Source organism: Streptomyces sp. WM6378 (assembly GCF_001279695.1).
Classification (GTDB): domain Bacteria; phylum Actinomycetota; class Actinomycetes; order Streptomycetales; family Streptomycetaceae; genus Streptomyces.
Genome location: NZ_LGDD01000350.1, coordinates 119,953 through 134,598, shown reverse-complemented (window position 1 = coordinate 134,598; position 14,646 = coordinate 119,953). Strand labels below are relative to the sequence as shown.

The following is a 14,646-nucleotide window of genomic DNA, read 5'->3' as shown; positions in this document are numbered from 1 at the left end:
GTGCCGCTCGGGGGCGGCCATGCCCGCGTTGTTCACGAGGACGTCCAGGTGCGGATGCGTCTCGATGACCCGGCGGGCCATGGCCTCGACCTCGTCGAGGTGGGTGAAGTCGGCCGCCACGGCGCAGAGTTGGGCCGTTTCGATCTCGGCGCTGGTGGCGATGAGCGCGTCGACCGCGGCTTCGGTCTCTTCGGCGGTGCGGCCGTGGACGAGGACGGTCGCACCGTGCTGAGCGAGCCGGCGGGCGGTCTCGAAACCGATCCCCGCGGTGGCTCCGGTCACGAGGACGGTGCGGCCGGAAAGCGATGTGGAAGGCATGTGAAATCCCGGGTGATGGCATGACGCGGCCGCCCCTGGGGCGGCCGGACGTGCGGGAACGAGAGCGCGCGTACGCCGTCGCGGCGTGGGACCGGCGACGGCATACGGCGTCAGGGAGGCGCGGCTCGGGGAGCCGGCGCGGGAACAGCGCGCAGTACCGGGCTACACCGGATTCGGTGGCCGGTCGTCGTGACGCAGACCGCTGTTCATGCACTCCATCCAACTGGCCGCCGGGCGACGGCTCAAGAGGACGGGCCCGTCCCTAACGAGGTTCTGATGCGGCTCGGTCCAACCGGGTGATCGTGCAGATGAGTACGTCGATGGATCGATGTCGGTGCCGACGGCAGGGCGAGGCCGCCGGGGCTCCGGCGCCTGCGCCCTTGCGACGGCATCCCCTCCGGTCAGGTGGCGGAGACGGCCGCGGGCTCCTCGTCCTCGGAGGACCGGGGCCCGCCTCCCGTGCCCCGACGCCATGACGAGGGACCGCTCGCGTCGCACTGCCCGAGGGTGCGGCAGAGCCAGCGGGCGCGGGCGTCGCGGGCGTCCCGGCTGAGGGCCGCCTGGGGTGCGAAGGTGTCGAAGCCGTGAAAGGCGCCCGGCCATACGTGCAGTTCGGCCTGGCCGCCGGCCTGCCAGAGCGCGTTGGCGTAGGCCACGTCCTCGTCCCGGAAGGTCTCGGCCGACCCGACCTCGATGTACGCCGGGGGCAGCCCGGACAGGTCCGTGGCGCGGGCGGGCGCCGCGTAGGGGGACACGTCCTCGGCCCCGTACCGATCCCCCAACAGGGCTTGCCAGGCGGTGCTGTTGGAGGTCCTGTCCCAGGTGTCGACGCCCGCCATCTGATGGCTGGAGCAGGTGTTGTCGCGGTCGTCGAGCATCGGGGACAGGAGCAGCTGGCCGATCGGTGCGGGGCCCGACCGGTCACGGGTGAGCAGGGCCAGAGCCGCCGCGAGCCCGCCGCCGGCACTCTTGCCTCCGACGATGACGCGGTCCGCGTCGATGCCCAGTCCGGACGCGTGCGCGGCCGCCCAGACGAAACCGGCGTAGCAGGCCTCGATCGGGCCGGGATGCCGCGTCCGCGGGGCCAGCGGGTATTCGACCGAGATGACGGCCAGCTTGAGCGGCAGCGCCAATTCGCGCAGCAGGCGCGGGAGTACCGACCAGGCGTTGCCCATGATCATGCCGCCGCCGTGCAGGTAGTAGAGCAGCGGCAGCGGGCCGCTGACACCGGCGGGCCGTGCGCTCACCAAGGTGACGTCCCGTCCGCCCGCCGGCACCCGCAGCTCCTCCACCTCGAACTGGCCGTCGGCCCGCAGATCCTCCGCCGACGGCCGGGGCCGCGCCATGGCGTCCCGTTCCTGCCGAGCCGCCAGGTTCTCCGGGGTGAACGGCTCTGTCACCCCGGCCCCCAACCTGCCCAGTGCCGAGCTCAGTTCGGGGTCGAACGGGGGCGCGCCCCGAGCCGTCGATGCGGGGCAGGGCCGCGAGGGCACTGCGCACCCTGGTGCGAGATCCATGCGGCGAAGTGAATCACCCGCCGGACGGCGGCCGTTGGCGGCCCCGTACTGTCCGTCGGCTGCGGCCGCAGCGGGGGAGCGCCGGTCGGCAACTCGTCTGCGTAGAGCCAAGATTTGGTAAGCGCCGGACGCCCGCCGCCGCGTTATGGCCGATTATCCGTGCTCGGCGGAGTGTTCTTCCCGGTCCCGAATGGCCGATTGATATCGGAAAGATTGGCTGATTCGGGAGAGTTGGGCTGCGGTCAATACTCTCATCCGGAAGATTTCATTCAGATCTCCCCATGGGAGTGACCGTGAGGTACGCTCGCCGTGAGCCCGACACCGGGCCGAGGGGGTACGCCTTGGGTGTTCACGAGACGTTCGCGCGCTTGGCTGATTTTCCCCGCCGGCCACAGTGAAGGTGGAGCGACCCCGTGTCACGGGATTCGGACAAAGCCATACCTCAGTAGGGGCGGCAAGTCGGACAACCCGCACTTGAGCCTTGCTCTGGGGAGTCCCCGTCCGTCCCCGCCCGTGCCGTATCGCATGAGATCGCAGCGGATCGATTTGATCCAGGAGATTCGATCCATGGAAATTCGACCCACGAAGAACTGCGCGAAGCCGACGGTGCGGGGCCCGACCTCTTTGCCGTTCTCCCCATTGGCCCATGACACATGCGACTCAATGGCGGACCGGCATTCAGGCCTTATTCGATCTCGTGGCCGCACTGACGCCCGGCCTCCACAGAGGCCCGCAGGCGGCCGCACGGGGGAAGGGGACGCCGTACATGGCTCAGATCCGCGTGCTGATCGCCGATGACCAGGTCGTGACCCGATCCGGTCTCGTGGCCATGAGCAGAGAGGCGCCCGGACTCGACGTGGTCGGCGTGGCGCAGGACGTGGCCGGTATCCTGACCGCCGTCGACTGCGGAAATCCCGATATCGTCCTGCTCAACCTGCGCACACTGACGGGCGACAGCCTTCGTCATCTCGTCCAACTGATCGGCGCCCACGTTTCGGTCATCGTCCTGTGGTGCCACGACTCCGCCGTCACGATCCAGGACGCGTTACGGGCCAAGGTCGCCGGATTCATGGACCTGGAGATCCTGCAAGAGGAATTTGCCGGCGTGATCGCTCTGGTCGGCCGCCGTGGCTGCGCCGCCTATCTGCTGCCACGAGACCGGCTCTCCGACATTGGCGAAGGGTGCCCGATGTCTTCGACCTCGGGGGCGATGTCGAATCTCACCTCACGCGAGAACGACGTTCTTCGGCTGCTCGCCGACGGCATGACGAACAAACAGATCGGCTCCTCCCTCCATATCGCCGAGAACACCGTCAAGAAGCACGTCCATCGCGTCATGATCAAGTTATCGGCCTCAAGCCGGGTGGAAGCGGCGTTGCTTGTTTCCCGGCTCGGCCCGAGGGTGTGAGCCGTACGGGACCGGCGGTACGTCCGGTCAGGAGAAGAGCGACTTGAGCAGCACCTCATAGGTCCGGCCCGCGCCGGTGACCGTCGGCTCGCCCTTCATCGCCACCTCGTGGCCGAGGTACGTCAGCGCACCCAGAAGGGCGAGCGCGAGCTGCCGGGAGCTCTCGGCTCCCGCGCCGACGCCCTCGACTCCGGGGCCGGTTCGGGTCGTCGTGGCGCGCGCCCGTGCCACCAGCCGGATCGTCGTCGACAGCCACCACCGCTCGTCGATCCGCCTCCAGCGCTCGTACCCGAGCACCGCGGGGGCGTCCAGAAGGAGCAGCCGGGCGACGGCCGGATCGGCGCAGAACGCGAGGAACTCCCGTCCTGAGACCAGGAGTTGAGCGATGGGGTCGTCCTCGACGGCTCCCAAGGCCCGGATCCGTACCGCGAGCTCGCGGTGGATGTCGTGCACGACGTCCACGAGGAGCGCCTCCTTGCCCGCCCAGTGGTGATACAGCGCACCCGTCGTGAGTCCGGCGTGCTCCGCGATCTCCGCGATGGTGGTCGAGGAGTACCCCCGCTCGCCGAACAACTCCCGTGCGGTGTCCGTGAGTTGGGCTCGGGTGGTCTCGGTGCGTTCAGCGTTGGTTCTGCGTGGTGACATACCGAACGATGCTATGTTTCCTCGATGATGGATGTCGACGCAGCGCAGGCCGTCCTCGATAACAGCCCCTTCGGACCCTGGTGGGGATTCCGGGTCGAAGCCGTCAAAGAGGGGCGGGCCAGAGTCTCGCTCCCGCAGCGCCCCGAACTCTTCCGCCCGGGCGGTGTGCTCCAGGGCGGGTGCGCGATGACGCTCGCCGATGTGACCTGCTGGATCGCGATCATGTCGCTGTTCGGCGAGGACGACCCTTCCGTGACCCAGCAGATGACGACCAGCTTCCTCGGGCCGGCCCGGACGGATCTGGTCTGTGAGTCGACGATCGTCCGGCCCGGGCGGTTGATCGTGTACGGGACCGCGGAGACGACCGACACGTCGGGGAAACTCGTCTCCCACCACACGCTCACGTACATCCGGCCTCCGCAGCGGAACGGGGGCCGAGTCTCAGCGTCTTGATATCGGCCGCGGGCCGTACGTGGCTGGTCGCCCAGTTCCCCGCGTCCCAAAAAGAACCCCCGCACCACACCTGAGGAGCAGGTGGTGCGGGGGTTACTTGTGTGGCACACGAGCCCGGAGACATACCTCCGAAGTACCTCTTACGAGCCCCACGGTTACCCCCATCGTTCGGGGGTGAGATGGGTCCATCGTGGACTACCGACGGCGCGAACCGGCCGGATAGGCTCAATTTCTCGGCTACCGGAGGAGATTCGTATGGCGACTGTCTATTCGGAGAATGTGAGCCTGGAGGGTGTCGGTGAACTCCCGGAGGAATACCGGGAGGTGTTGACCCATCAGATGCTTGCCAATGGCGAGGGCGAGCTGAGCGCCGGTGACACCTACGTCGACTCGTTCTATCCGCTCGCTCCCAACGCCGATGAGCGCTACATGTGCCTCAAATTCGGCATGGAAGAAGTGGACCACTTCCGGCGCTTCGCGAAACTGCTCACCCCGCTCGGCATCGACACCTCGCACATGGTGAACCAGGCCGTGGCGGACCGGCGTTACTTCCCCGCCGAGAGCATGACGACGGAATTCACCGTATGGGAAGAGCGCGCCGCGTTCAGCTTCCTCTGCGAGCTCGAAGGGCATTTCCAGATCAAGGAAATGACGACGAGCACGTACGCGCCCCTGCGCGTCGAGGCCGATGCCATCCTCAAGGAGGAGGCCCGGCACTTCGGTTACGGAAAGCGCCTCATGCAGGAGGCGTACGACGCCGGCGGGCAGTCCCGCGACCGGGCCCAGCGGGCGCTGGACCGGTTCTACCCGATGGCGCTCGACATGTTCGGGCGGCCCGACTCCCGGCGTGGACGCCTCGCGGTCAGGTGGGGCCTGCGCAAGCACGACAACGGCGAACTCCGCGAGCTCTACAAGACCGCGATCGCCCAGCACATCGAGAAGATCGGCTTCTCCGTCCCCAAGGTCGACCCCTCGCAGCTCCAATTCGCCTGAGCGACGCTCCAGTTCGCCTGAGCGGCGCCGGCTCAACCTCCCCGGAACGATCCGCTTCCCTCGGAACCCCAGCCACCTCACCGGAGTAGGAATCGATGACGACGACCGACATGCTGATCGACCGGATCAAGACGCACCGCGTCTTCGCGCACCCCTTCTACGACCACTGGGCCGCGGGGCCCCCGTCCGCCGAGGTCTCGGGCGCGCTCTTCCACCAGGTGCAGTCGTTCTGCGCCTCCACCCGCCCCGGCGGCGAGTTCCCGACCGCGCTGCGCGGCCTCGGCTGGGACGAGCAGGCGGTCCTCATCGAAGAGATCGTCGACAGCGAGTCCGGCCACGGCCCCGAACTCGCGACCATGGCCGGCCACATCGTGAACCGCACCGGCTCGCGGGTCTTCGACGACGTGTACGACACCGAGCGCGTCGAGGCATGGCTCAAGACCTCCTCGGACCGGTTGCTCGCCGGCCTCCCCGGCTACGACCGCGAGACGGGTCTCACGGCTCAGGCGAAGGCCGCCATCGAGGTGTTCCGGCGCCGGTTCTCCGCCGATGCCGAGACCACCGTCCGCAACCTCGGCACCGCGCTCGCGCTGGAGATCATCTCCAACCAGTCCCTGATCCCCGGCGAGAAGCGCGCCCTGATCGACTCCGGCCACTACAAGGCGGAACTCGACGAGCCGGAAATGCACTACATGGCAGAGCACTGGGGTGAGGCCGGCGCCGAGCAGCAGCACGAATCGAATGTGATCCGCGCGGTCTCGGCCGTCATGGACGCGTCGAACAGCGAGCACGTGGAGCAGGGTGTCCAGGACTTCCTCGAATCGCTGTGCGCGCTGTGGGACGTCCTGGACGCGGCGCTCCTCTCGTCCGGATTGCAGCAGCCGGCCGCATAATTCTCCGCCGCACGGGCCGGTGGTTCGCGCCTCGTCGCGGGCCGCCGGCCCGGCAGTCGACGGACACAATCCAGGGGTGGGTCATGAGTGTGTTCAACGAAATGGACGGCCACGAGCAAGTTCTGTTCAGCTCCGGCCCCGGCGGGCTCCGCTGCGTCATCGCCATCCATTCGACCTTGCTGGGCCCCGCGCTCGGCGGAGTGCGATTCCTTCCGTACGCCGACGACGACCAGGCAGTCGGCGACGCGTTACGCCTTTCCCGTGCGATGACGTACAAGGCGGCCTGCGCGGGACTGGACATCGGGGGAGGAAAAGCCGTCATATTCGGCGGTCCGGGGGTGGAGAAGTCCGAAACGCTGCTCCGCGCTTTCGGCCAGGCGGTCGAGAGCCTCTCGGGACGGTTCATCGCGGCCTGCGACATGGGCATCACCACCGCCGACCTCCGGATCATGAGCAAGGAGTCCCGGTGGATCCGCGGCCTGGACGTCGAGGAGGGCGGCTCCGGCGAATCCGGCGCGATGACCGCGTACGGCGTGAACCTCGGCATCCGGGCCTGCCTGGAACACCTCGACGGCAGTGACAGTGTGGCGGGCCGCCACATCGCCATCGACGGTGTCGGGAAAGTGGGCGGGCGGCTCGCGGCGCATCTTTCCGAGGGCGGCGCGCGGCTGACCGTGGCCGACATCGACCAGGAGAAGGCCGAGCGGGTGGCCGAGGCCTGCGGGGCGGAGGTCGTCAGCCGCGAGAAGCTCTACCTCCTCGACGTGGACGTCCTGAGCCCGAACGCGATCGGCAACGTCGTCGACGCCGACCTCGTGGACAAGCTCCGCTGCCGCGTCGTCGCGGGCGGCGCCAACAACCAGCTCGCCGCCCCCACGATCGCGGAACGGCTCGCGGCACGCGGCATCCTCTACGCACCCGACTTCGTGATCAACGCGCTCGGCCTGATCCAGGTCGTCGACGAGCTGCATCCGGCGGGCCACGACATGGACCGGGTGCGGCAGCGCGCCCAGCTGATTCCGGAACGGCTCGTCGAGATCTTCACCAGGGCCAAGCACCTGAACATCAGCACGGCCGCAGCCGCGACCAGCATGGCCCGTGACCGCCTCGCCGCAGTACGCGGCGTGAGCTCGTTCTGGCTGCCGCCGCGGTGCGGGTGAGGGCGGCAGCACATGGTGCGGGGCCCCATGGGGTGCCCGCACATGGCGTGCGGCGCCATGTGGCGCGCCCACATGGGATCCTGCGCGACCAGCTTCAGTCCCACACGGCCGGAATTACCGTTCATAGACGATTATTTGACATGATTCATAGGTCAGCTGCGTATGTTTCGCCGTATGTCCTCCATGCGCTCCCGCCCGCCCGGATCCCTGCTCACCCGCACCCTGCGGTTCCTCGGGGTGAGTGTTCTGGCGGGCGCGATGGCCGCCGGGATCGTACTGCCCGCGGTGGGCGCGCTGGGATTGGGTGCGAAGACCGCCGCGGAGAGTTTCAACAGTCTGCCCGACGTGTTCAAGACGCCCCCGCTGTCCCAGGCGTCCCAGATCTACGACGCCGACGGCGGCCTCATCGCCACGGTCTACGACCGCGACCGCACCGTCATACCCGGTGACCAGATCGCCCCGGTCATGCGCAAGGCGCTGGTCGACATCGAGGACAACCGGTTCTACCAGCACGGAGCCGTCGACCTGCAAGGCGTACTGCGCGCCCTGAACAAGAACGCGGCCAGCGGCAGCGTGGCCCAGGGCGGCTCCACCCTCACCCAGCAGTACGTGAAGAACGTATTCGTCGAGCAGGCGGGCAGCGACCAGAAGGCGGTCCTCGAAGCCCAGCGCCAGACCCTCGGCCGCAAGATCCAGGAGCTGCGCTACGCGATCGAGCTCGAACAGACCCTGCCCAAGGACCAGATCCTCACCAACTACCTCAACATCACGTTCTTCGGCGAGCAGGCGTACGGAGTGGAGGCCGCCGCCGAGCGCTACTTCAGCGTGCACGCCAAGGACCTCTCGCTGCCCCAGGCCGCCCTGCTGGCGGGGATCGTCCAGTCGCCGTCCATGTACGACCCGGTCACCAACGCCCGCCTTGCCAAGCAGCGCCGCGACACGGTCCTGACCAAGATGGCCCAGTACGGTTCGATCACCGCCGCCCAGGCCCAGCAGGCGATCAGCACGCCGATCAAGCTCCAGATCAGCAAGCCGCGCCAGGGCTGCATCACCGCCCAGCAGGGCGAGGGGTTCTTCTGCGACTACGTACACCACGTCGTGGTGACCGATCCCGCGTTCGGCAAGACCGCCACCGAGCGGCAGGCACTGTGGAGCAGGGGTGGTCTGCAGATCCGTACGACGCTGGCCCCCAAGGCGCAGAAGGCCCTGCAGCACTCGGTCACCTCGCACGCGTACACCACCGATGACGCTGCCGCCGTGATGAGCCTGGTCCAGCCCGGCACCGGCAAGATCGTCGCGATGGGGCAGAGCCGCGACTACGGCCTCGGCGCGAATCAGACGGAGATCAACCTCAACGTCGGTACGGACATGGGCGGCGGCCTGGGCTTCCCGACCGGCTCCACGTTCAAGCCGATCGTGGCGGCCGCGGCCCTGGAGAAGGGCACGACCCCGGACCAGGAGTACCCGGCGCCGTACTCCATGCCGTGGCCCGCCATGTCCGACTGCGCGGGCAACACCTATCCGGAGAGCGGCGAGGTCCACAACGACAGCACGTCCCTGACCGGACCGTTCTCCATGCCGGACGCCATGGCGCAGTCCGTCAACACCTACTTCGCCCAGCTGGAGGCCGACACCGGGCTGTGCGACGTGTCGAAGATGGCCAACGCGCTCGGCATCACCCAGCAGGCCGGCGGCACCAAGCTGCAGGTGGTCCCCTCGCTGACGCTGGGCAGCAATGACCTGACCCCGCTGGAGATGGCCAACGTGTACGCCACCTTCGCCAACCACGGCACGTACTGCGCCCCGGTCGCCATCACCTCGGTGACCAAGCCGGACGGGTCCAACGTGCCGGTGCCGCAGGCCAATTGCCATCAGGTGATGTCCGCGGAGACCGCCGACACCGTGACCACCATGCTCCTGGGCGTCGTCCAGGACGGCACCGGCAAACCCGCCGGGCTCACCGACCGAGACAGCGCGGGCAAGACCGGCACCACCGACGAGAGCAAGCAGGTGTGGTTCGCCGGATACACCCCCGAACTGTCCGGCGCCGCCGTCGTCAGCGACACCCGGAGCCCGCAGGACCTCGACGGCCAGAGCATCGGCGGCGAGACCATCGGCCAGGCCTTCGGTGGCACCCTCGCCGGACCTGTGTGGCGCGACTCCATAGAGGGGGCGCTCGCGGGACAGCCCGCCGGAACGCTCACCACGACCACGCTGCCCGGCAACTCCCGCGGCTGAGGTCAGGGGTTGTTGAGATAGGCGAGGACGGCGAGCACGCGATGGTTGTTGCTGTCGTCGTCAGTGATGCCGAGCTTGCCGAACATCGACGTCGTGTAGTTGCTGATCGCGCTCTCACTGAGGAAGAGCCGTTGGCCGATGGCCTGGTTGGAGAGGCCTTCGGCCATCAGGCCGAGGACGCAGTGCTCGCGTTCGGTGAGCCCTTCGAGCAGCCGGTTCGAGGATCCGCTGGAGAGCAGTTTGGCGATGACGGCCGGGTCCATGGCGGTGCCACCGGCGGCGACGCGTTCCAGCGCGTCGATGAACTGGTCGGCGTCGGACCGCCCGCCGGGCTGGTTCGTCGCGATGCAGGTCGTATGCGCTCTCACCATCGGAGCGACGGCTTTCGTGGTCAACGGATCCGAAGTACGAGCCGCGTTCCCCAAAGGGTGACCCTGTCGATCCTCGCCACCTGGAAGGTGGTGGACGCGGAGGTCAAGTACCTCACCGCCCTGGCCGCGAAGACCGCGGGCTCCTACAGCGCGGGCTATGAACAGCTGGGCGCCGCCTGGGGGATCACCGGTCAGGGCGGCCCGCAAGAAGTGGCCGGACGCCGTCGACAAGGCGGCGCCAGGTGAACCGGGGGAGAGCCTCGTCGAACTCTGTGGCGGCAGCGCCACCTTGTCGCGAGACCCGTCATCCGGCCACTGGCGCTGGGCCGGCCGGGCCGCCGACGGCACACACGGCCAGGCCGACAGCGCCTCGCGACATGCCGTGGCTGGGCGGCGTGGCCCGGTAGCGAGTCGCGCACTCGTCGCTTCGCCCATCCCGGAGCCGCCCGTCGAACCCACGTCGGAGGTGTATGAGGCCCCCACCCGGCCGCTGCCGCGAAGCGGAACCCGGATGACCGGGAAATGACATCGGCCGTTCCACAGTGGGGAGTTGAAGATCACGCACGTTATCGGTCTGTCGTACGATGCGTCATACCAGAGCGGGACGCTGTGCGTGGAACTTTGCCAACTGCGCACCGAGGGTGATGTATTGACGACTACGGTGAGTGGTCGACGATCAAAGTGGGCCTTACATCAGCCGAGTTGGGCCTGCCAGAATGATCCATGGGACCCCACGCACCGAGGACACCGATGTCTCATCTCCGCGCACCCGCCGCGCGGCCGGACCGCCGCGAGGGCGGGCGGCACGGCCGCAGCGCCACCCGGCCGCAGCAGCCCACCGTCGACGCCGGACACCCGGCCCCGGCCGGCCGGGCGCCGATGCCTCCAGGGCCGCGCCCGTCGCCCGAGTCCCGCATACGCCCGCAGTTGCTGCGCGCCGCCGTACTGCCCGCCACCGTGGCGGTGCTGTGCGGCGCGGCCGCCGTCGCCTTCACCCTGCACTCCACCGGCAGGCACCCCAGCACGGGGCTCTGGGCCGTGCTCGCGGGCCTCGCCGTGCTCGCCATCGCGGCCCTGATCGCGGCCGGAATCGGCGCCGACCGGGCCGCCAAAACCGTGCTCGGCCGCGCCAACGGACTGCGCCGGAGCAGCGCCCGCTCGGCCGCCGACCTCCGTACGGTCGTCGAGGCGCTGCGGCGCGGCGAAGGGCCGCCCGCGCGCCACGCACCGGCCCAACTGCCCGCAGGGGCGGACGAGTTCGAGCTGCTCGCGCACGAGCTGAACCGGTCGCACGACGCGGCCGTGGTCGCCGTCGTGCAGGCCTCCCAGCTCTCCAGCAGTGTCGGCAACGAACAGAAGGTCGAGGTCTTCGTCAACCTCGCCCGCAGGCTCCAGTCCCTCGTCCACCGGGAGATCCAGCTCCTGGACGAGCTGGAGAACGAGGTCGAGGACCCCGAGCTGCTCAAGGGCCTCTTCCACGTCGACCACCTGGCCACCCGCATCCGCCGCCACGCCGAGAACCTCGCCGTGCTCGGCGGTGCCATCTCGCGGCGCCAGTGGTCCCACCCGGTCACCATGACCGAGGTCCTGCGCTCCTCGATCGCCGAGGTCGAGCAGTACCCCCGGGTCAAACTGGTGCCGCCGATCGACGGGACGCTGCGCGGCCACGCCGTCGCCGACGTCATCCACCTCCTCGCCGAACTCGTCGAGAACGCAACGGTGTTCTCGGCTCCGCACACCCAAGTCCTGCTACGGGCCCAGTTCGTGACGGCTGGTCTGGCCGTCGAGGTCGAGGACCGGGGCCTCGGCATGCCGGTCACCGAGCAGAACAAGATGAACGCGCTGCTCTCCGACCCCGACCAGGTCAATGTCGCCCACCTCCTCCAGGACGGCCGCATCGGCCTGTTCGTGGTCTCCGCCCTTGCCCGCAGGCACGGCATCGCGGTCCGCCTCCAGACCAACATCTACGGCGGAGTCCAGGCCGTACTGGTGCTGCCGCAGGGCCTGTTGGGTGCCGAGCCCGAAGGCCTCAACCAGCAGGGCCGCCCCCAGCCGCAGGCGGCGCAGAGCGTGGAGCGGGAGAGCACCGGCCAGATCCCGGTCGTGCCGTCGCCCCCTCAGATGACCCAGTCCGCGGAGGTGAGCGCGCCGCTCCCGGCCGCCGCCCCCGCGCCCGCCATCGCTCCCGTACAGCCGGAGCCCGTGCACCAGACCCGGCCCACCGTCGACCTGCTGCCCCCGCCCCGCGGGCATCTGTCCGAGCCCACCACGGCCGGCCAGGGAAGCGGCCCGCTGCCCGTGCGCGGGGCGCACGACGAGCGGCCCAACCCGGCCGCCGCACCCCCCGGCATCCACCACGGCGCGGCGCCCGAGCCCGTCGAATCCCGGGTGCCCGTCACCCCGAGAGCCCAGAACGGAGCCGTGCGCGGCACCATGGGCCGCCCCGATCTGCCCCGGCGCCGCAGCCAGGAACACCTCGTACCCCAGCTGCGGGACGCGCCCGCACCCCGCAAGGATGACGAACACGCCCTGCACGACCCGGGGTTGATGGCCGCCTTCCAGCGGGGCATCGGCCTCGCCGAGGCACAGCAGAGCCACTCCGCACAGTCGACCCACCAGTCCCCCCAGGCGCTCCAGTCGGAAACTGACGCCGAACACTCCAAGGAGTAGATGCACCATGGCGAGCGATGCGCCGACCGGACACGTCTCGGACCTCGACTGGCTGCTGAGCGGACTGGTCCAGCGGGTGCCCTACACCCGCAATGCGGTTCTGCTCTCCTCCGACGGCCTGGTGAAATCCGTTCACGGCCTGGACACCGACAGCGCCGACCACATGGCGGCCCTCGCCTCCGGCCTCTACTCCCTCGGTCGGAGCGCGGGGGCCCGCTTCGGTGACGGGGGCGAGGTCAGGCAGGTCGTGGTGGAGCTCGACTCCACGCTCCTGTTCGTGTCCACGGCAGGATCGGGGACCTGTCTCGCCGTGCTCGCCGGCCGGGAGGCCGACGCCGCGGTGCTCGGCTATGAGATGGCCATGCTCGTCAAGAGCGTACGGCCCTACCTCGTGACGCCGGCCAGGCAAGGAGCCGGGACACCCAGCGGCCTGAGGAGTTGACCGTGGCGGCCCCGCAGGACGGGCCGTGGCTCGACGACGCGGCCGGGCGGCTGATCCGCCCCTACACGGTGAGCAACGGCCGCACCCGGCCGACCGCGACCCTGGACCTGCTCTCGCAGGTGATGGCCACCGGCACGATCCCCCAGACGCACCTGGGCCCCGAGCACTCGCAGGCCCTCGGCCTGTGCAAGGGGCCCACCTCGGTGGCGGAGATCTCGGCGCACTTGCGGCTGCCGGCCGTCGTCACCAAAGTGCTCCTTTCCGACCTGGTGGACTGCGGGGCGGTGACCGCACGCGCCCCCCGCTTCCACCACACACCCACCGACCGATCTCTGCTGGAGGCAGTGCTCGATGGCCTACGACGACGGCTTTGACGCCCTGTCCGACGGGGACGCCGTCGACCAGTTCCCCACCGCGCTGAAAATCCTCGTCGCGGGAGGGTTCGGGGTCGGCAAGACCACCTTCGTCGGGGCGGTCAGCGAGATCGAACCGCTCTCCACCGAAGAGCTCCTCACCACGGTCAGCGCCGCCCACGACAGCCTCGAAGGGGTCGAGTCCAAGACGACCACCACGGTCGCCATGGACTTCGGCCGCATCACCCTGGACGACCACCACGTGCTCTACCTGTTCGGTACGCCCGGGCAGGAACGCTTCTGGTTCATGTGGGACGAGCTGTCCGAGGGGGCCCTGGGCGCGGTGATCATCGCCGACACCCGGCGGCTCGACGAATGCTTCTCCGCCGTCGACTTCTTCGAGCGGCGGGGGATCGGATTCCTCGTCGCCGTCAACGAGTTCGACGGTTCGTACCGCTACGACCCGGAGGAGGTGCGGGCCGCCATAGACCTCAAGCCCGAGGTTCCCGTCGTGCTGTGCGACGCCCGCATCGGCAGCTCCGGCATCCGGACGCTGGTCACCCTGGTCCAGCATCTGCTCGCCACCATCCCGGCAGCCACCAGCCATGGAGCTTGACATGACGTACGACCCGACCGGACACCTCCTGCTCACCCCCGTCGACCGGGAGGCGCCGGTCCGCGTCCAGCGGCTGCGGCAGCTGGGCATGGGGGAGTGGCCCGACCCGGCCTTCGACGAGTTCGCGCGCAAGCTCGCCGAGGTGACCGAGGCGCCCTTCTCGATGGTCAACTTCATCGACGAGAACCAGCAGTTCTTCGCCGGCCTGCACACCCCGAACGGCGCCCACACCGGCTCGGACCTGGCCGCCGCGTCCGGTGGGGTGAGCCGGATCATGGCCCGCGACCACGGGTACTGCCCGCACGTCGTCGTCCGCCGCAAGGCGCTGGTCCTGGAGGACGTGTGCGATTACCCGCGCTTCGCGGGCAACCCGGTCGTGGACGAGATCGGCATCCGCTCCTATCTGGGGGCGCCGCTCATCGACCGTACGGGCATCGCACTCGGCACGATCTGCGTCGTGGACACCGAGCCGCGGCCGTGGGGGCGGGCCGGCCTGGAGACCATCAAGTCCATGGCGGCGGAGCTCGTCGAGCAGATCCACCGGCGCGAGGACGGCCGCATCTGAGCCG

The 14,646-nt window shown here is 69.2% G+C and carries 15 protein-coding genes and 1 pseudogene; 12 read left to right on the top strand and 4 right to left on the bottom strand.

Annotated features, from left to right (window positions below; genetic code table 11):
* Both ADK54_RS41235 and ADK54_RS41230 read right to left on the bottom strand, forming a co-directional pair.
* Positions 1-318, bottom strand: a 318-nt coding sequence (locus ADK54_RS41235; protein WP_159048049.1) for an SDR family NAD(P)-dependent oxidoreductase, incomplete at its 3' end; no start/stop codon positions are given.
* A 401-nt stretch (positions 319-719) separates the two neighbouring features.
* Complete coding sequence (locus tag ADK54_RS41230) at positions 720-1,718, bottom strand: alpha/beta hydrolase (protein ID WP_234392420.1); 999 nt, start codon at positions 1,716-1,718, stop codon at positions 720-722.
* Positions 1,719-2,601: 883 nt separating this feature from the next.
* Here ADK54_RS41230 and ADK54_RS41225 point away from each other — a divergent pair.
* Positions 2,602-3,243 (top strand): LuxR C-terminal-related transcriptional regulator, encoded by a 642-nt coding sequence (locus ADK54_RS41225; RefSeq protein ID WP_053730991.1) that lies wholly within the window; start codon positions 2,602-2,604, stop codon positions 3,241-3,243.
* Positions 3,244-3,270: 27 nt separating this feature from the next.
* Here the strand turns inward: ADK54_RS41225 and ADK54_RS41220 are convergent, their stop codons facing one another.
* A complete protein-coding gene (locus tag ADK54_RS41220) occupies positions 3,271-3,888 on the bottom strand; it encodes a TetR/AcrR family transcriptional regulator (RefSeq protein ID WP_053730990.1) in 618 nt (205 codons plus the stop codon).
* A 24-nt stretch (positions 3,889-3,912) separates the two neighbouring features.
* Here ADK54_RS41220 and ADK54_RS41215 point away from each other — a divergent pair, with 24 nt between their 5' ends.
* The 5 genes from ADK54_RS41215 (at position 3,913) to ADK54_RS41195 (ending at position 9,625) form a co-directional block, all read left to right on the top strand.
* Positions 3,913-4,341 (top strand): PaaI family thioesterase, encoded by a 429-nt coding sequence (locus ADK54_RS41215; RefSeq protein ID WP_063802167.1) that lies wholly within the window; start codon positions 3,913-3,915, stop codon positions 4,339-4,341.
* A gap of 255 nt (positions 4,342-4,596) precedes the next feature.
* Positions 4,597-5,334 (top strand): Phenylacetic acid catabolic protein, encoded by a 738-nt coding sequence (locus tag ADK54_RS41210; protein ID WP_053730989.1) that lies wholly within the window; start codon positions 4,597-4,599, stop codon positions 5,332-5,334.
* A 95-nt stretch (positions 5,335-5,429) separates the two neighbouring features.
* The gene (locus ADK54_RS41205) at positions 5,430-6,227 is read left to right on the top strand and encodes a hypothetical protein (RefSeq protein ID WP_053730988.1); all 798 of its coding nucleotides are present in this window, start codon (positions 5,430-5,432) and stop codon (positions 6,225-6,227) included.
* An 83-nt stretch (positions 6,228-6,310) separates the two neighbouring features.
* Positions 6,311-7,387, top strand: a complete 1,077-nt coding sequence (locus ADK54_RS41200) for a Leu/Phe/Val dehydrogenase (protein WP_053730987.1) — start codon at positions 6,311-6,313, stop codon at positions 7,385-7,387.
* 174 nt (positions 7,388-7,561) lie between these two features.
* Positions 7,562-9,625, top strand: a complete 2,064-nt coding sequence (locus ADK54_RS41195) for a transglycosylase domain-containing protein (RefSeq protein WP_053730986.1) — start codon at positions 7,562-7,564, stop codon at positions 9,623-9,625.
* A 2-nt stretch (positions 9,626-9,627) separates the two neighbouring features.
* On the opposite strand, the pseudogene ADK54_RS41190 reads toward ADK54_RS41195, so the two are convergent.
* A pseudogene (locus ADK54_RS41190) lies at positions 9,628-9,942 on the bottom strand (helix-turn-helix domain-containing protein); the annotation flags it as partial.
* A gap of 111 nt (positions 9,943-10,053) precedes the next feature.
* Between ADK54_RS41190 and ADK54_RS45450 the strand changes: the two are divergent.
* From ADK54_RS45450 to ADK54_RS41160, 6 genes are all read left to right on the top strand, one after another.
* Positions 10,054-10,242: a hypothetical protein gene (locus tag ADK54_RS45450; protein WP_053730985.1), complete on the top strand. Its 189-nt coding sequence runs from the start codon at positions 10,054-10,056 to the stop codon at positions 10,240-10,242.
* 504 nt (positions 10,243-10,746) lie between these two features.
* Positions 10,747-12,666 carry an ATP-binding protein gene (locus ADK54_RS41180; protein ID WP_063802166.1) on the top strand — a complete coding sequence of 640 codons (1,920 nt, stop codon included), beginning with the start codon at positions 10,747-10,749 and terminating at the stop codon, positions 12,664-12,666.
* Between the two features lie 7 nt (positions 12,667-12,673).
* The gene (locus ADK54_RS41175; protein WP_053730984.1) at positions 12,674-13,108 is read left to right on the top strand and encodes a roadblock/LC7 domain-containing protein; all 435 of its coding nucleotides are present in this window, start codon (positions 12,674-12,676) and stop codon (positions 13,106-13,108) included.
* Positions 13,109-13,110: 2 nt separating this feature from the next.
* Entirely contained in the window at positions 13,111-13,482 is a 372-nt protein-coding gene (locus ADK54_RS41170) for a DUF742 domain-containing protein (RefSeq protein ID WP_053730983.1), read from the top strand.
* Positions 13,460-14,077, top strand: coding sequence for a GTP-binding protein (locus tag ADK54_RS41165; protein WP_053730982.1), 618 nt, complete (start codon positions 13,460-13,462; stop codon positions 14,075-14,077). The genes ADK54_RS41170 and ADK54_RS41165 overlap by 23 nt, the downstream gene beginning before the upstream one ends.
* A gap of 1 nt (position 14,078) precedes the next feature.
* Complete coding sequence (locus tag ADK54_RS41160) at positions 14,079-14,642, top strand: GAF domain-containing protein (RefSeq protein ID WP_053730981.1); 564 nt, start codon at positions 14,079-14,081, stop codon at positions 14,640-14,642.
* Positions 14,643-14,646: the final 4 nt, after the last annotated feature.